Annotated in this window: 16 protein-coding genes; 11 read left to right on the top strand and 5 right to left on the bottom strand. The window is 71.0% G+C overall.

What is annotated here, in order from left to right; translation table 11 throughout:
- The first annotated feature begins 61 nt into the window (after nucleotides 1–61).
- From AB0C82_RS17665 to AB0C82_RS17615, 11 genes are all read left to right on the top strand, one after another.
- Nucleotides 62–991 (top strand): sugar ABC transporter permease, encoded by a 930-nt coding sequence (locus tag AB0C82_RS17665; RefSeq protein ID WP_362842359.1) that lies wholly within the window; start codon nucleotides 62–64, stop codon nucleotides 989–991.
- Nucleotides 988–1,899: a carbohydrate ABC transporter permease gene (locus AB0C82_RS17660; protein WP_362842356.1), complete on the top strand. Its 912-nt coding sequence runs from the start codon at nucleotides 988–990 to the stop codon at nucleotides 1,897–1,899. The genes AB0C82_RS17665 and AB0C82_RS17660 overlap by 4 nt, the downstream gene beginning before the upstream one ends.
- A 5-nt stretch (nucleotides 1,900–1,904) precedes the next feature.
- Complete coding sequence (locus AB0C82_RS17655) at nucleotides 1,905–3,272, top strand: pectate lyase (protein ID WP_362842353.1); 1,368 nt, start codon at nucleotides 1,905–1,907, stop codon at nucleotides 3,270–3,272.
- The gene (locus AB0C82_RS17650; protein WP_362842350.1) at nucleotides 3,269–4,444 is read left to right on the top strand and encodes a Gfo/Idh/MocA family oxidoreductase; all 1,176 of its coding nucleotides are present in this window, start codon (nucleotides 3,269–3,271) and stop codon (nucleotides 4,442–4,444) included. Before AB0C82_RS17655 ends, AB0C82_RS17650 begins: the two co-directional genes overlap by 4 nt.
- Nucleotides 4,441–5,268, top strand: coding sequence for a PmoA family protein (locus AB0C82_RS17645; RefSeq protein WP_362842347.1), 828 nt, complete (start codon nucleotides 4,441–4,443; stop codon nucleotides 5,266–5,268). The genes AB0C82_RS17650 and AB0C82_RS17645 overlap by 4 nt, the downstream gene beginning before the upstream one ends.
- Nucleotides 5,265–6,821 (top strand): glycoside hydrolase 43 family protein, encoded by a 1,557-nt coding sequence (locus tag AB0C82_RS17640; protein WP_362842344.1) that lies wholly within the window; start codon nucleotides 5,265–5,267, stop codon nucleotides 6,819–6,821. The genes AB0C82_RS17645 and AB0C82_RS17640 overlap by 4 nt, the downstream gene beginning before the upstream one ends.
- Before the next feature lie 45 nt (nucleotides 6,822–6,866).
- On the top strand, nucleotides 6,867–8,873 hold the full coding sequence (locus tag AB0C82_RS17635; protein WP_362842341.1) for a pectinesterase family protein: 2,007 nt from the start codon (nucleotides 6,867–6,869) through the stop codon (nucleotides 8,871–8,873).
- A gap of 64 nt (nucleotides 8,874–8,937) precedes the next feature.
- A complete protein-coding gene (locus AB0C82_RS17630; RefSeq protein ID WP_362842340.1) occupies nucleotides 8,938–10,272 on the top strand; it encodes a sugar ABC transporter substrate-binding protein in 1,335 nt (444 codons plus the stop codon).
- Nucleotides 10,273–10,379: 107 nt separating this feature from the next.
- Entirely contained in the window at nucleotides 10,380–11,177 is a 798-nt protein-coding gene (locus tag AB0C82_RS17625) for a rhamnogalacturonan acetylesterase (protein WP_362842339.1), read from the top strand.
- Between the two features lie 53 nt (nucleotides 11,178–11,230).
- Nucleotides 11,231–12,502, top strand: a complete 1,272-nt coding sequence (locus AB0C82_RS17620) for a polysaccharide lyase family 1 protein (RefSeq protein WP_362842336.1) — start codon at nucleotides 11,231–11,233, stop codon at nucleotides 12,500–12,502.
- Nucleotides 12,503–12,587: 85 nt separating this feature from the next.
- Entirely contained in the window at nucleotides 12,588–13,688 is a 1,101-nt protein-coding gene (locus tag AB0C82_RS17615; protein ID WP_362842333.1) for a pectinesterase family protein, read from the top strand.
- 49 nt (nucleotides 13,689–13,737) lie between these two features.
- On the opposite strand, the gene AB0C82_RS17610 is transcribed toward AB0C82_RS17615, so the two are convergent.
- From AB0C82_RS17610 to AB0C82_RS17590, 5 genes are all read right to left on the bottom strand, one after another.
- Nucleotides 13,738–14,448, bottom strand: coding sequence for a hypothetical protein (locus tag AB0C82_RS17610; protein WP_362842330.1), 711 nt, complete (start codon nucleotides 14,446–14,448; stop codon nucleotides 13,738–13,740).
- The gene (locus AB0C82_RS17605; RefSeq protein ID WP_362842328.1) at nucleotides 14,448–15,020 is read right to left on the bottom strand and encodes a SigE family RNA polymerase sigma factor; all 573 of its coding nucleotides are present in this window, start codon (nucleotides 15,018–15,020) and stop codon (nucleotides 14,448–14,450) included. Before AB0C82_RS17605 ends, AB0C82_RS17610 begins: the two co-directional genes overlap by 1 nt.
- Nucleotides 15,021–15,200: 180 nt before the next feature.
- Nucleotides 15,201–16,652, bottom strand: a complete 1,452-nt coding sequence (locus AB0C82_RS17600) for a penicillin-binding transpeptidase domain-containing protein (RefSeq protein WP_362842325.1) — start codon at nucleotides 16,650–16,652, stop codon at nucleotides 15,201–15,203.
- Between the two features lie 139 nt (nucleotides 16,653–16,791).
- The gene (locus AB0C82_RS17595; protein WP_362843148.1) at nucleotides 16,792–17,265 is read right to left on the bottom strand and encodes a GNAT family N-acetyltransferase; all 474 of its coding nucleotides are present in this window, start codon (nucleotides 17,263–17,265) and stop codon (nucleotides 16,792–16,794) included.
- Nucleotides 17,266–17,276: 11 nt separating this feature from the next.
- Complete coding sequence (locus tag AB0C82_RS17590; RefSeq protein WP_362842322.1) at nucleotides 17,277–18,047, bottom strand: IclR family transcriptional regulator; 771 nt, start codon at nucleotides 18,045–18,047, stop codon at nucleotides 17,277–17,279.
- Nucleotides 18,048–18,085 lie beyond the last annotated feature (38 nt).

The raw sequence follows: 18,085 nt of genomic DNA, 5'->3' as shown, positions 1-18,085 counted from the left end.
CTTGTGCACCACACGCACCGCACGTACGACACCCGCACACCGCAAAGAACGGAGACGTGTCATGGCCCAAGCCGCAGCCGTGGCCAAACCGCCCAAGGTGCCCAAGCGCCGATCGGCGAGCCCGCGCCGACTGCCCTACCTGCTGATCGCGCCCGCAGGGCTGCTGATGCTGGGCTTCATCGCCTACCCGGTGATCAGCGTCTTCTACTACAGCCTGCAGAACTACAACGTCACGAAGCCGTGGCGGAACGGCTTCGCCGGCTTCGACAACTTCACCCGCATCTTCACCGAGGACGACCACTTCTGGTCGACCCTCGGCTTCAGCGCCCAGTGGGTCGGCGTCCAGGTCTCGCTCCAGCTCGCGCTGGGCCTCGCCCTCGCGCTGATCGTGAACCAGACCTTCATCGGCCGCGGCATCTCCCGGGCGATGGTCTTCTCGCCCTGGGCCGTCTCCGGCGTCCTCACCAGCACCATCTGGATCCTGCTCTACAACTCCTCGACCGGCTTCAGCCGTTACCTCGCGGACGCCGGAATCGGTGACTACGGCACCTCGGTGCTCTCCGACACCGGCACCGTCTTCTGGGCCGCCACGGTCGCCGAACTCTGGCGAGGAGTCCCCTTCTTCGCCATCCTCATCCTCGCCGACCTGCAGTCCGTGTCGAAGGAGCTGTACGAGGCGGCGTCGGTCGACGGCGCCGGCCGCATACGTCAGTTCGTCCACATCACCCTGCCGCACCTGCGCGACGCGATCATCCTCGCCACCCTGCTCCGCGGGGTCTGGGAGTTCAACAACGTCGACCTGCTGTACACCCTCACCGGCGGCGGACCTGCGGGCGAGACCACCACGCTGCCGCTCTACGTAGCCAACACCGGTATCGAGGGCCACGACTTCGGTTACGCATCCGCGCTCACCACCGTCGCCTTCGTGATCCTTCTCTTCTGCTCGATCGTCTATCTGCGCCTGAGCAAGTTCGGAGGCGACCACAAGTGACTGCCGCACTCGCCGAGAAGCACTCGGGCACGGCCCCGGAACCCGTACGCACCCCGCCGCCGCCCCCCGCACGGCACCGCCGCGGGCGCGAGCGCGCCTTCGACGACGTACCGCGCTGGCAGATCTACGTGCCCCTGGGCATCTATCTGCTCTTCACGCTCATCCCGTTCTACTGGATGTTCCTCTTCGCGGTACGGCCCGCGGGCTCCACCTCGCTGGTGCCCTGGCCGATGACGGGCGAGCACTTCTCCAAGGTCTGGAACGAGCGCAGCTTCGCGATCTTCTTCCAGAACAGCATGATCGTCGGGGTCGCCACCCTGTTCACCACGACCCTGGTCGCCCTGGCCGGCGGCTACGCACTGGCCCGCTTCAACTTCCGGATCAAGAACGGGTTCATGCTGGCGCTCTTGTGCTCGCAGTTCATCCCGGGCGCGCTGATGCTCGTACCGCTCTTCGAGATCTTCAAGAACCTCCAGATGATCAACTCCCTCGGGAGCGTCATCATCGCCGAGACGGTCTTCCAGCTCCCGCTGTCGATCATCCTGATCAGCGGTTTCATCAAAAACGTGCCCATGACGCTGGAGGAAGCCGCGTGGGTGGACGGCTGCTCGCGCTTCCGCGCCTTCTGCGCCGTCGTACTTCCGCTGCTCAGGCCCGGACTGATCGCCGTCGGCTCCTTCGCCTTCGTCCACAGCTGGAACCACTTCCTGTTCGCCCTGATGTTCCTCAGCGAGCAGGACAAGCAGACGATCCCGGTCGGCCTGAACACCCTCATCGGCGCCGACAGCGTCGACCTGGGGGCGCTCGCCGCGGGCGGTGTCATCGCCGCCGTGCCCGTGGTGATCGTCTTCGCCTTCATCCAGAAGTGGCTGATCACCGGTTTCAGCGCCGGCGCAGTGAAGGGCTGACGCACATGACCGCACGAACCCGCCCGGCGCTCCGGCCCCGCACCGGCCGCCGCGCCGCCGCCGCGCTCGTCCTGCTCGCAGGCTGTCTCGCGCTCCAGCCAGGAGCCCAGGCCGCAACGCAGGCCGTCACGTCCGCCGCGCCCGCGGCAGCCGTACCGGACCTGGACCGCGAGGTCCTCGCGGCCGGCGACGGCTGGGCCGCTGAGGGCGCCGGGACGACGGGCGGTTCGGCCGCCGACGACGCCCATGTCTTCACCGTACGCAACCGGGCGCAGCTCGCCGCCGCGCTGGACGGCGGCAGCTCCGTACCGAAGATCATCCGTGTCGCGGGGACCATCGACGCCAACACCGACGACCGTGGACGGGCACTGGACTGCGAGGACTACGCCACCGACGGCTACGGCCTGCCGGCCTACCTCGCCGCGTACGACCCCCGCACCTGGGGCGCGGCGAAGCCCTCCGGGCCGCAGGAGGAGGCCCGCAAGGCATCCGCCGCCCGGCAGGCGGAACGCGTCGAGCTGCTCGTCGGCTCCAACACGACGCTCCTCGGCCTCGGCCGCGGCGCCGTGCTCAAGGGCGCGAGCCTCCAGGTCAGGGACGCCGACAACGTCATCGTCCGCAACCTCGAACTCCGGGACGCCTACGACTGCTTCCCCGTCTGGCAGCCCAACACCGGTGGCCTCGGCGACTGGAAGACCGCGTACGACACGCTCTGGCTGCGCGGCGCCACCCACGTCTGGGTCGACCACGTCACGGCCAGCGACAAGGGCCACCCCGACGAGAAGGAGCCCACCCACTTCGGCCGCAACTACCTGCGGCACGACGGTCTGCTGGACATCACCAACGGCTCCGACCTGGTCACCGTCTCCTGGAGCCGCTTCCAGGGCCACGACAAGGCCATGCTGATCGGCAACGGGGACGGCGTCACCACCGACCGGGGCAAGCTGCGGGTCACCCTGCACCACAACGAGTTCGACGCCGTGGTGCAGCGCGCCCCGCGCGTCCGCTTCGGCCAGGTCCACCTCTACAACAACCGGTACGTCGTCCCGGAGGGCGCCGCCTACCGGTACTCCATCGGAGTCTCCACCGAGTCCCGGACCGTCGCCGAGAACAACGCGTTCACCGCCCCCGGCCACATCGAGGTCGCCGACCTGCTGAAGAGCTGGAACGGCAGCGCGCTGGCCCAGAGCGGCAACGAGTTCAACGGCTTCCCGGTGGACCTCCTCGCCATCTACAACGCGTACAACTCCGGCAGCGAACGCGACCTCACCGCGGACGTCGGCTGGACGCCCACCCTGCACGGACCGGTCGACAGCGCGGCACGGGCCGCCGCCGACGTGGCACGCGGCGCGGGCGCGGGGAGGGCCGGATGAACACGACCGCCACCCCCCTTCCGATCGTCCTCGCCGGGGCACGCGGCCACGGCCGCTGGCACCTCGCCAACATCCGCCGGCTCCAGGACCAGGGCGTCGTCCGGCTCGCCGGAATCTGCGAACTGACCCCGCTCGACCCCGCCGAACTGGACGCCTTCGCCGGAGAACTCCCGGAGCAGTCGGCCGACTTCGGTGCGCTCCTGGACTCCACCGGGGCCCGCGCCGCCGTCATCTGCACCCCGATCCAGACCCATACGGAACTGGCGCTCACCGCCGCCGCCCGGGGCGTACACCTCCTCCTGGAGAAGCCGCCCGCCGCCACGTACGCCGACTACGTCCGTATGACCGACGGGGTGCGGGAAGCGGGCGTCGCCTGCCAGATCGGCTTCCAGTCCTTCGGCTCGCACTCCGTCCCCGCCATCCGGGAACTCATCGGCACCGGCGCGATCGGCGCCGTCCAGGGCTTCGGCGCCGCCGGTGCCTGGGTCCGCGACGAGGCCTACTACCGGCGGGCACCCTGGGCCGGGCGCCGCAGGATCGGCGGCACCGACGTGGTCGACGGGGTCCTCACCAACCCTCTCGCCCACGCCGTCGCCACCGCGCTCGAACTCGCGGACAGCGGGACGGCCGAGGACGTCCTGGCCATCGAGACCCAGCTGTTCCGGGCCAACGACATCGAGGCCGACGACACCTCCTGCCTCCGCGTCACCACCGCGGGCGGGCCGCCGGTCACCGTCGCCGTCACCCTCTGCGCCGAACAGGCCGCCGAACCGTACGTGATCGTCCACGGCGACCGGGGCCGGATCACCTTCTGGTACAAGCAGGACCGCGTTCTCGTCCAGCGCGCGGGCCGGGGCCCCGAGGAGGTCGTCCACGGGCGGACCGACCTCCTGGAGAACCTGGCCGGCCACCTCGCGCACGGCACGGCGCTCCTCGTACCGCCGCACCGCACCGGCGCGTTCATGCGCGTCGTCGAGGCCGTGCGCACCGCACCGGAACCCGCCGCGCTGCCCATGGGCTCCTGGTACACCGCACCGGCAGCGGCCACCACCGGCGTACGGCGCGTCGTGCGCGGCATCGACGGCATGGTCGCCGCGGGCGCGGACACCCTCAGCCTCTTCTCCGAACTCGGCGCCCCCTGGGCGCACCCCAGCGAGGTGAGTACACCGTGACCACCGCACTCCTCAGCTGCGCCGGCCGCCCTGTCGGCCGCTACAGCTACCTCCCCGCTGCCCAGGACGGCCGCCCGTTCCTGCACCCCGTCACCACCCTGGCCGGCATCCCCGTCACCGAGGAACGGCCCGACGACCACATCCACCACCTCGGAGCATCCATCGCCGTACCCGACGTGGCCGGGTACAACTTCTGGGGCGGACGCACCTTCGTCCGCGACCAGGGACCCACCGAGCTCGACAACCACGGGGTGCAGCGGCACCTCGGCTGGAAGCTCCGCGATCCGGACGGTTTCGTGGAGGAGCTGAGCTGGGAGGCCGACGGCACCGAACTGCTCCGCGAGCACCGAACGGTCGCCGTCACCGGACTCTCCGACACCGCCTGGGCGCTCGACTTCTCCTTCTCCCTCACCAACCGGGGGAGCGGCGACCTGTCCATCGGCAGCCCCGCCACCAACGGCCGCCCCGGCGCCGGTTACGGCGGCTTCTTCTGGCGCGCACCCAAGGAGAGCGCGGCTCCGGCCGTGTTCAGCGCCGATCTGGACGGTGAGGAGGCCGTCCACGGCACCGCCGCCGACTGGGTGGCCCTCGCCGGGAACGGCTGGACCCTCGTCTTCGCCGGCGCGACCGGGGACACCCGCGACGACCCCTGGTTCGTCCGGAGCACCGAGTACCCCGGAGTGGGCTCCTCCCTCGCCGCCGACCGGCGCCTCGACGTCGCCGCCGGAGCCACCGTCGTACGCCGCGTCGTCACCGTCGTCGCCGACGGCACCCTCGACCGGGACGCCGCGGAGGCGTACGTCCGCAAGGTCGTGACCGCATGAACGGCTCCACCACGCTCCGCTCCGCCGACCTCGGCGACGGTACCTACCGCAACCCGGTGCTGGACGCCGACTGGTCCGACCCGGACGTCGTGCGCCACGGCGACGACTACTACATGACCGCGTCCAGCTTCGGCAGGGTCCCCGGGCTGCCTCTGCTCCACTCCCGTGACCTGGTCAACTGGACCCTCGTCGGGCACGCCCTGGAGAGCCTCGAACCAGCCGCCGACTTCGCCGTCCCGCGCCACGACTGCGGGGTGTGGGCGCCGTCCCTGCGCCACCACGACGGACGGTTCTGGATCTTCTGGGGCGACCCGGACCACGGCATCCAGCAGATCAACGCCGAGGACATCCGGGGCCCGTGGAGCGCACCGCACCTCATCAAGGCCGGAAAGGGGCTGATCGACGCCTGCCCGCTGTGGGACGAGGAGACCGGCGAGGCGTACCTCGTGCACGCCTGGGCCAAGTCCCGTTCCGGGATCAAGAACCGGCTCACCGGCCACCGGATGAGCCCCGACGGGCGCGAACTGCTCGACGAGGGCGAGACGCTGATCGACGCCGACCGGATCCCCGGCTGGTTCACCCTCGAAGGCCCCAAGCTCTACCGCCACGACGGGTACTTCTGGATCTTCGCCCCGGCGGGCGGGGTGGAGACCGGCTGGCAGGGCGCTTTCCGGTCCCGGGACTTCGCGGGACCGTACGAGGAGCGTGTCGTCCTCGCCCAGGGCGGCACGACGGTCAACGGACCGCACCAGGGCGGCTGGGTGCGTACGGCGCAGGGCGAGGACTGGTTCCTGCACTTCCAGGCCAAGGGCGCGTACGGACGCGTCGTGCACCTCCAGCCGATGCGCTGGAGCACCGACGGTGACGCGGGCCCCTGGCCCGTCATCGGCGACGAGGGCGAACCCGTCTCCGTGCACGCCAAGCCCCTCGCCCCCGAGCAGCCCCGGGAGGTCCCCGCCTTCGACGACGACTTCCCCGGCGGACGGTTCGGCCGGCAGTGGCAGTGGACGGCCGCGCCCCGGCCCGGCTGGACGGTCGAGCACGCCGGCGACGGACTGCGGCTCAGCTGCGTACGGACCGCGTACGCACACGATCTGCGGGCGCTGCCCAACGTGCTGGTCCAGCGGCTGCCGGCCGAGACGTTCACCGTCGAGACGGGGCTGGTCCTGAGGAGCGACGAGCCCGGGGCCAAGGCCGGACTCGCCGTCCTGGGCGACGCGTTCAGCTGGATCGGCCTCGAAGCGGGGGACGACGGGGCTCCGCGCCTCGTGCACCGGTACGCGGAGACGGTCGCCGAGCACGAACGCGACGCCGAGCACCCGCGCCCGGCGCCGCAGGGCCGTGTCCGCCTCCGTATCGAGGTCACGGCCGGCGCCCGCTGCCGCTTCTACGCGGACACGGGCGACGGCGCCGGTCTCCGTCCCTCGGGCCAGGTCTTCGCGGCCACGCCCTGGCGCTGGGTCGGCGCACTGCTCGGACTGTTCGCCACCGCGCCGGCCGGGACGGGACCCGCCGGCACCGCCGACTTCACCGCCTTCCGCACCGCGGACTGAAACTCCGCCCCACCTTCGCAACCCGCCTGTATGGGAGCCGCAACGATGCACCTCCGTACCAAGCGCACCCACGTCAGAACGCTCACCACGGCACTCGCCCTCGGCGCGGCCCTCCTCGTACCGAGCGCGCCGGGTCAGGCCGCCGCGGCCGGTACCGCCGCGCCGGACCCCGCGGGCCACCGCGTCTGGTCCGACACCCCGCACGGTTTCGCGTCACTGGCCGGCGGGACCACCGGGGGACTCGGCGGCAAGGTCGTCACCGTCTCCACCCAGGCGGACCTGGCGAGGTACGCGGGGGCCGAAGGGCCCTACATCATCCGGGTCGCGGGCTCGCTCGCGGTCGAGCCCTTCGGCGGCGACATCGACGTGACCTCGGACAAGACCATCGTCGGCGTGGGCGACACCGCGGAGATCGTGCACGGCGAGCTCCATCTCAACCCCGGCACCAGCAACGTCATCATCCGCAACCTCACCATCCGCGACTCCTATGTCGAAGGTGACTGGGACGGCAAGACGACCGACTTCGACGCCATCCAGATGGACTCCGTCGACCACGTCTGGATCGACCACAACCGCCTCACGCACATGGGCGACGGCCTGCTCGACATCCGCAAGGACAGCGAGTACGTCACCGTCTCCTACAACCACTTCGACAACCACAACAAGGCGCTCGGCATCGGCTGGACCCCGAACGTCAGGACGCAGATCACGATCGACCACAACTGGTTCAGCGGCACCAAGCAGCGCAACCCGTCCGCCGACAACTGCGCCTACGCGCACCTCTACAACAACTACCTCTCCGCGCAGGTCGCGGACGGGGACCCGCTGTGGACGTACGGCAACTGGGCGCGCGGCGGCACGAAGATGGTCATCGAGAACAGCTACTACGAGGGCGTCCAGCACCCCTATCAGGCCGACGCCACCGCCGAACTGGTCCAGCGCGGCTCGATCCTGAAGGACACCACGGGCCGCACCGACGCCTGGGGCGCCGCCTTCACGCCGCGTGACTTCTACCCGTACACCCTGGACCGCGCAGCCGACGTCCCGAAGCTGGTCACCCGCTACTCCGGGCCGCAGAGGGGCATCGGCACCGACACCGTGCTGCGCGTACCGGCGCACTACCCGACCGTGCAGGCGGCCGTCGACGCGGTGCCCGCCGGCAACGACGGGCGGATCACGGTGCGACTTGCTCCCGGCACCTATCGCGAACACGTCAGGGTCGGTAAGAATCAGCCCTACGTCTCCCTCGTCGGCACCGGAAAGCACCGCGACGACACCCTCGTCGTGTTCGACACCCCGGCAGGTGAGCTGAAGCCCGACGGCACCACCCAGGGCTCCTGGGGCAGTGCGACCCTCGTCGTGGAAGGGCACGACTTCAGTGCCCGCAACCTGACCTTCTCCAACGACTTCGACGAGGCGGCCGTCGAGCTGAACGGCGAGCAGGCGCTCGCCGTGAAGACCACGGGCGACCGGCTGACCTTCACGGACACCGGCTTCCTGGGCAACCAGGACACCCTGATGACCGACACCCCGACCCTCACCCAGAAGGCCCGCGTCCACATCCGGGACTCCTACATCGAGGGCGACGTCGACTTCATCTACGGGCGCGCCACCACCGTCGTCGAACGCTCCGTGATCAAGGCGCTCAGCCGGGGTTCGGAGACGAACAACGGCTACATCACGGCCCCTTCGACCTGGAAGGGCAACCCGTACGGCTTCCTGATCACCCGCAGCCGGATCATCAGCGACGCCCCCGCGGACTCCTTCCACCTCGGCAGGCCCTGGCACCCGGGCGGCAACCCCGACGCGATCGGCCAGGTCCTCGTCCGCGAGACCCTGCTGCCGGCCGCAGTCAAGGCGAGTCCCTGGACCGGCATGAGCGGCTTCCCCTGGCAGGAGGCGCGGTTCAGCGAGTACCGGACGTACGGCCCCGGCGCCGCCGTCACCGCGGACCGCCCCCAGATGCCGGCGCGGGACGCCGCACACCACGACGTGGCCGACTACCTCGCGGGCGAGGACGGTTGGACCCCCCACCGCAGTACGCAGCACTGAACTCCCTTCCCGAAATCCCCCCGCTATACAGCACAGCGACCGAACCGAGAGAGAAGAGCCGACCATGAACATCTCGAAGACGTACCGGGGGCGTACCGCGGCAGCGGTCTCCCTCACGGCAGTGCTCGCGCTGACGGCCACGGCCTGCGGCGACGACGGCAGCAGCTCCGGCAAAGAGGGCAGCGGCAAGGGCGAGATCACGTTCTGGGACAACAACGGCGGCCCGCGCACGGCCATCTGGACCGAGATCATCAAGGACTTCGAGAAGAAGAACCCGGACATCAAGGTCAAGTACGTCCCGATCCCGATCGCGGACGTCCAGTCCAAGTACGACACCGCGATCGCGGGCGGCGGGCTGCCGGACGTCGGCGGCGTCGGCACCGCGTACCTGTCCAACATCGTCTCGCAGGAGGCGCTGGAGCCCGTTCAGGACCGCATCAAGGGATCGGCGCTGGACGGCAAGCTGGTCGAGTCCATGGTCGCGAGCGTCAAGGTCGCGGGCGGCCGTGGCGAGGACATGTACACGGTGCCGACCTCCGCGAACAACGGCACCCTCTGGTACCGCACCGACCTGTTCAAGGCCGCCAACCTTGAGGCGCCCACCACCTGGGCGAAGTTCTACGAGGCCGCGGAGAAGCTGACCGACTCCAAGAACAACAAGTTCGGATACACCATCCGCGGCGGCGCGGGCTCCATCGCCCAGGCCATCGACGCCTCGTACGGCCAGTCCGGCATCACGGAGTTCTGGAACGGCGACAAGACGACGCTCAACGACCCGAAGAACGTCGCCGCGCTGGAGAAGTACGCCGGCCTCTTCAAGAAGACGACGCCGTCCGCCGACGTCAACAACGACTTCACCAAGATGGTCGCCCAGTGGGACACCGGCAGCATCGGGATGCTCAGCCACAACCTCGGCTCCTACCAGGACCACCTGAAGGCCCTCGGTCCCGACAAGTTCGCCGGCATCCCCAACCCGCTGAGTGACGGCGGCCAGCGGGTCCAGGTCTCCAACCCCGTCGACGGGCTCGGCATGTTCCGCGCGAGCAAGAACAAGACGGCGGCCTGGAAGTTCATCGAGTTCGCGGCCTCGCACGAGGCCAACAGCAAGTGGAACGAGTCGGCCGGTGCCATCCCCGCCAACACCGAGGCGGCGAAGGACCCGTGGATCGCCGCGTCCGAGCCGACCGCGCTCGGGGCCAAGGCCCTGACGGACGGCTCCACCTCGATCGTGCAGCTGCCGTACTACCTGCCCGACTGGAACAACATCAGCAAGGCCGACAACGAGCCGGAGTTCCAGAAGCTGCTCCTCGGCAAGGTCACGGCCAAGCAGTTCCTCGACAAGATCGCCGAAGAGCTGAACGCCGCCCAGAAGGAGTGGATCGAGCTGGGCAACGGCTGACCAGGCCGGCCCCGCTCCCCTGACCGGGACCGGCGGCGGTACGGGTCGCGCCCCGCCGCCGGTCCCGCTCCACCCAGCACCACCACCGCCCAGGGAGGCAGTCCCCCGTGTCCCTCACCCGCAGAAGGACGGCAGCCGCACTGCTCGCGCTGCCCCTGGCCTTCGCCGCAACCCCCGCCTTCGCCGGAAGCGGCGGCGGCCGGCCGAGACCTCGGACCCTGCACATCGCGGGCGACTCCACGGCCGCCCAGAAGTACGCCGACGCCGCACCCGAGACCGGCTGGGGCATGGCGCTGCCCTTCTTCCTCGGTCATGGCGTCGGCATCGCCAACCACGCCGTGAACGGCCGCAGTTCGAAGAGCTTCATCGACGAGGGCCGCCTCGCCGTGCTCCTGGAGGGCGTCGCCGAGGGCGACCTCGTACTCATCCAGTTCGGGCACAACGACGCGAAGAGCGCCGACCCGGCCCGCTACACGGAGCCCTGGTCGACGTACCAGGAACACCTGCGCCAGTACATCGACGGTGCGCGGGCCCGTGGCGCGCTGCCCGTCCTCGCCACCTCCGTCGAGCGCAGGAAGTTCGACACGAGCGGCACGGCCGTGCCCACCCACGGGGAGTACCCGGCGGCGATGCGGGCGCTGGCCGAGGAGGAGGACGTGGCGCTGGTCGACATCCAGGCACGGTCGATCGCCCTCTGGCAGCAGCTCGGCGCCGAGGCGACCAAGACGTACTTCAACTGGACCGCGACCGAGCAGGACAACACCCACTTCAACCCGCCGGGCGCGATCGCCGTGGCCCGCCTCGTCGCGACCGGGCTGCTGGAGCACCGCGCACTCGCCCCGCGAGAGGTGCGCCGCCTCGACGACGAGATCCCCGAGTCCTGGATCACCTGGCCCCAAGCCTGAACCGCACGAAGGAGAGCCGCACGATGAGAACCCCAACATGTCATGGGCGCGTCATGACCACACTGGTCGGCTGCACCGCCCTCGTCCTCGCCGCCACCGGGACCGCCCAGGCGGACCACCACCGGAGCGACCCCGCCCGCCAGACCCTCGCCGCGCAGGACGGCTGGGCCTCCGAGGGCCCCGGCACCACCGGCGGCTCGGCGGCCGACGCCGGCCACGTCTTCACCGTCACCACCTGGGCCGGGTTCAAGGCCGCGCTCACCGCCGCCGCCGACGCCCCCTCGATCATCAAGGTCAAGGGCGTCATCGACGCCACGTCCGAGGGCTGCGCCTCCTTCGAGGCACCCGGCTACGACTTCGCCCGGTACCTCGCCGACTACGACCCGGCGGTCTGGGGCCTGGACAACCCCCTCACCGGCGAGCAGGAGGAACTGCGGGCCGCCTCGGCCGAGAACCAGAAGCTCGGCATCATGGCGTTCGTCCCCGCGAACACGACCATCGTGGGCGTGGGCAGGAACGCCGGGATCAGGGGCGCCAGCCTCCAGATCAAGGGCGTGCAGAACGTCATCCTGCGCAACCTCACCATCGAGGCCCCGCTGGACTGCTTCCCCGCCTGGGACCCGACCGACGGTCCCACCGGCGCCTGGAACTCCGAGTACGACGCGGTCGTCGTCTACGGCTCCCACCACGTCTGGGTGGACCACAACACCCTGACCGACGGCCGCTACCCGGACTCCACCCTCCCGACCTACTTCGGCGAGATCTACCAGCAGCACGACGGCCTGCTGGACATCGTCCGGGGCGCCGACCTGGTCACCGCCTCGTGGAACGTCCTCACCGACCACGACAAGACCCTCATGATCGGCAACAGCGACAGCGCGGGCGCCGACGACCGGGGCAAGCTGCGCGTCACCCTTCACCACAACCACTTCGACGGAGTCGTCGAGCGCGCCCCCCGCGTCCGCTTCGGCAAGGTCGACGCGTACAACAACCACTTCACCGTCACCGCGGGCCAGAAGTACGGCTACTCCTTCGGCATCGGCATCGAGTCCCAGCTCGTCGCGGAGAAGAACTCCATCTCCCTGCCGCCGTCGGTGCAGGCGGGCGCGGTCCTCAAGAAGTGGAAGGAGGCCCCCCTGACGGCCGCCGGCAACTACGTCAACGGCGCCGCCACCGACCTGATCGCCGTCCACAACGCGCAGTACCCGGCCGAGCAGCTGGCGTCCGGCGCGGGCTGGACCCCCGAGCTCCGCACCAAGGTCAACGACCCGCGCGCGCTCCCCGGCCTTGTCACCGGGAAGGCCGGTGCGGGCAAGGTCTGCTGACCGCCCCACGACGCCGGGGCGGGTCCTGCCGCTCCGCCCGCCCCGGCCCCTCCTGTTCCCGCGCAGCAACGGAGGTACCTCCCGCATGACCCCGCACGCCACCCTCGCCCGTCGCTCCCTTCTCGCGGGAGCCCTCGCCACCGCCGGACTCGCCCTCGCCCCCCGGGCGTACGCCACGGGGCCGGCCGCCTTCGGCCGGTACGGATCGCCGTCCAGGCGCCTCAACGAGCGGACCCTGTACGTCGATCCGCTCGGCCGCGGCGACCACACCACCGTCCAGGCGGCCGTCGACGCCTCCGGCACCGGCCACTTCCTCGTGCTGGCCCCGGCCGTGTACCGCGAGACCGTCTCGGTGACCGAGGCCCGCGCCGGCCTCACCCTGATCGGTGCGAGCGAGGACCCCCGCGCCACGGTCATCGTGTACGACAACGCGGCCGGTACCCCCAAGCCCGACGGCTCCGGCACCTACGGGACCAGCGGATCGGCGACCACCACCGTCAGGGCGGCGGACTTCACCGCGCACCGGATCACCTTCGCCAACGACTGGCTGCGCGCCGACCATCCCACGATCACCGGCACCCAGGCCGTGGCCATCAAGGTCATGGGCGACCGCTCGGCCTTCCACCACTGCCGCTTCCTCGGACACCAGGACACCCTGTACTCCGACACGACGTCGCTGCCGGTCTTCGCCCGGCACTACTTCTCGCACTGCTACGCCGAGGGTGACGTCGACTTCGTCTTCGGGCGCGCGACCAGCGTCTTCGAGCACTGCCGCTTCCACACCCTGGCCCGGGACGTCGACTTCACCCCCAAGGGCATGGTCTTCGCCCCCTCCACGGCCCGCGCCAACCCGCACGGCTACCTCGCGGTGCGGTCCCGCTTCACCAGCGGCGCGGAGGACGCGGCCTACAAGCTGGCCAGGCCGTGGGTGCCGAGTTCCGACCCCACCGCTTGGCCGTCCCTCGTCGTACGCGACTCGGTCATCGGCCCGGGCACGGACGCCGCCGCCCCCTACACCGACATGGCGGCCGGATACCCCTGGCAGGAGCAGCGCTTCGCGGAGTACGCCAACACCGGCCCCGGAGCGCGCGTCCTGGTTCCCGAGAACCGCCCCCGGCTCAGCTCCGCCGAGGCGAGGCTGCACACACGCGCCACCTACCTGGGCGACTGGCACCCGCACCTCTGAGGCGACGGGTGACGCCGGGCGGCCGGCCGCGCCCCCGGCGCCCTCCGGGTCAGCGGGCGGCGGAGGTGAACTTCCCTCCCACCGCCGTCTGCCGGCCCGACATGCCGGCGCGGACCGTGTAGTCGTCGCGCCGCGCCGACCTGGCGCCCTCGGCGTGGTTGTACTGGCCCGCGAACGTGTGCGTTCCGACGGGGACGGTCCGTCCCTGCTTCAGCGTCCAGCGGTAGACCAGGAAGCCGTTCGTCTCCCGCGCCGAGACGGTGAAGTCCTCCACCGGGAGGGAACGCCAGGACCCGGTGGAGTTCACCCCGCCCGTCTGCGCGACCCGCAGCTCGACGACGAGCGCCGAGAGGGCCTCTCCGGTCGTCACCGTGACATGGCTCTGCGCCCAGTAGCGGTTGCTGTTCGTGCTCACCGAACTGTCCGACCGCAGCGGTCCGTCCTCGGCGGGCAGCGCGCCGCCGCGGACGGGATCCGCCGTCGGAGCCGGCGCCGGCCCTGCCACCTGCCGAGCACCCCCGTCGCCTTCGCCCGCCGAGGTGACCGTGAGCGCGCCCACGGCCAGCACCCCGCACACCGCCACCGTCGCGCCCACGACCCGCAGCCACGGCATCGGTGCACGCAAGGGCCGCCAGGCCCGTCCCGGGCGCGCCAGGCGCTCTTGCGCCATCCCGCGCTCGACACGGGCCAGCATCCGCTCCCTGTCCGGGTGGTGGGCCCGTGCCGCGTCCTGCAGCCGCTGCCGCAGCTCGTCGTCCATCAGTGCCTTCCTTCGCTGCGCCGCGCCGAGGCGGCCACCTGTATCTGCGCGGCGTCCCCCCGCGGCCCGAGCAGGCGTTGCAGCTCCGCGACACCGCGCGAAGTCTGGCTCTTCACCGTGCCGACCGATATCCCGAGCACCAGCGAGGTGTCCCGCTCGGACAGGTCGAAGGCGTGCCGGAGCACCACGCACGCCCGCTTGCGGAACGGCAGCCTGCGCAGTGCCTCCTGGACGTCCACGACCGCCGACACGTCGGGGCCCTCGACCCCGGATCCGTCCCCGTCACCACGCGGCGCCCAGAACAGTGCGACCCTGCGACGCTCCCGCACCGCGCTGCGGATGCGGGTACGCGCCAGATTCGCGACGACACCCCGCGCGTACGCCACCGGATGCTCGGCGGCCCGCACCCGGTCCCACCGGTGCCAGAGGGCCATGAGCGCGTCCGCCGCCAGGTCGTCGGCGGCGTCCGCCTCGCCGGTCAGCATGTGGGCCAGCCGCGCGAGTTCGGCGTAGTGGCTCTCGAAGAACACGTGGAACTCGGCGGCGGCGGCATCGTCGACGGCCCTGCCCACGGGTACCTCCCTCTGCGGTCGAATCCCTCCCGGCGCGAGGACCCGACCGCTCTGCCGCGCCCGGGCACCCGCGGGGAGCAGGCGGGGCGAGAGCGTACCAGCGCCCGCCACGGGCGCTTCGGCGAGGGGCCGCTCCCCGCCGGGCCCCTCCCGTCCGGGGAGCCCCACCGCCACCCGGCCTCAGCCGGCGAGCGCGGCCTTCATCATCTTCTGGGCGATCGGCGCCGCGAGACCGTTGCCGCTGACCTCGGACCGGGCCGAGCCCGAGTCCTCGACGACCACGGCGACCGCGACCTCCTTGCCGGAGGAGCTGTCCTTCGCGTACGAGGTGAACCAGGCGTACGGGGTGTTGCTGTTGTCCACGCCGTTCTGCGCGGTGCCCGTCTTGCCGCCGACCTCGGCCCCGGCGATCCGCGCGTTCGTGCCGGTGCCCTCCTCCACGACGGTGACCATCGCGCTGCGCAGCTGCTCGGCCGTCGACGCGGACACGACACGCTCGGTGTCGCCGTCCGCGAACTCCTGCAGCGCGCTCCCGTCCGCGTCGGTCACCTGGGAGACCATGTGCGGGGAGGCGAGCTCGCCCCCGTTGGCGAGGGCCGCGGAGACCATGGCCATCTGCATCGGGGTGGCGGTCACCTCGAACTGGCCGATGCCCGTCAGGGCCGTCTGCGCCTTGTCCATACCGGTCGGGTAGACGCTCTCCGACGCCCGTACCGGTACGTCCAGCTCCTTGCTGTCGAAGCCGAAACCGTCGGCCATCGCCTTCACCTTGTCCTGGCCGAGGTCCGCGGCGATCTTGGCGAACACGGTGTTGCAGGAGTACTTGAGGGCGGTGCGCAGGGTGGCGTTCTCGCAGGGGGCGGTGGAGCTCTCGTTCTTCAGGACCGTCGTGGTCCCGGGCAGTGTGTACGGGTCAGGGCTGTCCGTCGGCTCGTCGACGGAGCTGTACAGCCCGTCCTCCAGGGCCGCCGCGGCGACCACCAGCTTGAACGTGGAACCGGGGGCGAGCGGCTGCCGCAGCGCCCGGTTGACCAGCGGTTTGTCCTTGTCCTCCAGCAGCTTCTGCCAGGTGTCGCCGTCCGCTGTCCCACTGATGCCGGAGGGGTCGTACGAGGGGGAGGAGACCATGCCCAGGATCCGGCCGGTCCTGGGGTCCATCGCCACGGCGGCGCCCTTGTCGTCACCCAGCGCCTCGGATGCGGCCTTCTGGACGCCCGGGTCGATCGTCGTCACGACACTGCCCGGCGCGGTCTGCTTCCCGGTGATCATGTCGGCCGGGTTCTTCAGCCGGTCGTCGGTGCCGTCGAGGACGTCGCTGTAGATGCCTTCGAGCTGGGTCGCGCCGTACGCCTGCGAGCTGTAGCCGGTGACGGACGCGTACAGATCTCCCCGCGTGTAGGTGCGTTTGTACTCGAGATCGCCGCCGCTGGTCCTCTTCGATCCGGTGACCGGGGAACCGGCCACGATGATGTCACCGAGCGGCTGCGCGTACTGCGCGATGGTGTTCCGCCGGTTGTGCTCGTCGTCTGCGAGCGCCCGGCCCTCGTACGCCTGCACCCAGGTCGCCCGCACCAGCAGGGCGAGAACCATCAGCAGACAGAAGACCGACGCACGCTTGATCGTCCTGTTCATCTGCTGGAGGGACGAGCGGGGCCGGGCGGGACGTTCCCGTCTGTGCCCCTTCTCACCCATTTCTCACGTGCCCCGCAGCCGACGCACCCGGCGCCCACTTCGCGGGAGAGCGCGCCCCGGGGTGGCCCCGGGGCGCTCCTCAGGCGTCCAGGGTGAGCAGCAGTTCGTCGGTCTCCTCGCCCCGCGCCTCGGCGAAGCCGCGGTCGCGGCCCGTCACGACGAACCCGCACCTCCGCAGCGCCCCGGCCGAGCCGAGGTTGTCGGCGGCGGCCCGTGCGTACAGCGGACGCTCCGGTACGAGACCGAGGAGCGCGCGCAGGGCGGCGGTCGCCAGGCCGCGCCCCCAGTGGGCCCGGTCGATCCAGAACGTGACCTGCCGGTCGTCCGGCGGTCCGTACACCCCGGTGTTGCCCACCACGACTCCGTCGGCGAGCACGGTCCGCATCAGTATGTGGTCGGCCGCGCGGATACGGGCCCAGTGGGCGTCGAAGGCCGCCCGGTCGGTGGGGTCCTTGCTGGTGAAGGCGGCGACCCGGCTCGCTTCCGGGTCACTCATGAAGGCGAAGAAGAGGGGCAGGTCCCCGTCCCGCACCTCGCGCAGCGTCACGTCCACGCCGTCCACCGTCAGAGCCTGCGGGTGGCGAGGGTGAGGCGGTCGCGGGCGTCGAAGAGGGCGTCCTTGACCATCTGCTCGTGTCCCGGAGTGAGGCGGGCGACCGGCACCGAGCAGCTGATCGCGTCGCGCGCGGGGGTCCGGTAGGGGATCGCGATGCCGAAGCAGCGCAGTCCGAGGGTGTTCTCCTCGCGGTCCACCGCGTACCCCTGCTCGCGGATGACGTTCAGCTCGTCGATGAGCTTCTCGCGGTCGGTGATGGTGTGCTCGGTCAGCGCGGGCAGCGTCTCGGGGAGCAGCTTGCGGACCTGTTCGTCGCTGTGGGTGGCGAGCAGCGCCTTGCCGAGGGAGGTGGAGTGGGCGGGCAGCCGGCGGCCGACGCGGGTGAAGGGGCGCAGATAGTGCTGGGACTGCCGGGTGGCCAGATAGACGACGTTCGTCCCGTCGAGCCGGGCGAGGTGGATGGTCTCGGTGGTGTCGTCGGAGAGCCGGTCCAGAGTGGGCCGGGCGGCGGCCACGACCTCGTCCCCGTCGATGTAGGACGTGCCGACGAGCAGGGCCCGTACGCCGATCCCGTACCGCGTGCCCGTGGCGTCGGTCTCCACCCAGCCCAGTTCCACCAGCGTCCGCAGCAGCATGTAGAGGCTGGACTTGGGGTATCCCACCGCCTCCTGCACGGAGGCCAGGGCGTGCATACCGGGCCGCCCCGCGAAGTATTCGAGCAGCTCAACCGTCCGTACCGCGGACTTGACCTGCGCCCCACCAGACTCGGCAACCGACATGCCCTACGCCCCTTCCAACCTTCACGGCAAAACCCTGC

It is taken from the genome of Streptomyces sp. NPDC048560 (assembly GCF_040650955.1).
GTDB lineage: Bacteria > Actinomycetota > Actinomycetes > Streptomycetales > Streptomycetaceae > Streptomyces.
Note: the sequence above shows the minus strand (reverse complement) of the source record. Positions and strands in the feature narration are given on the sequence as shown.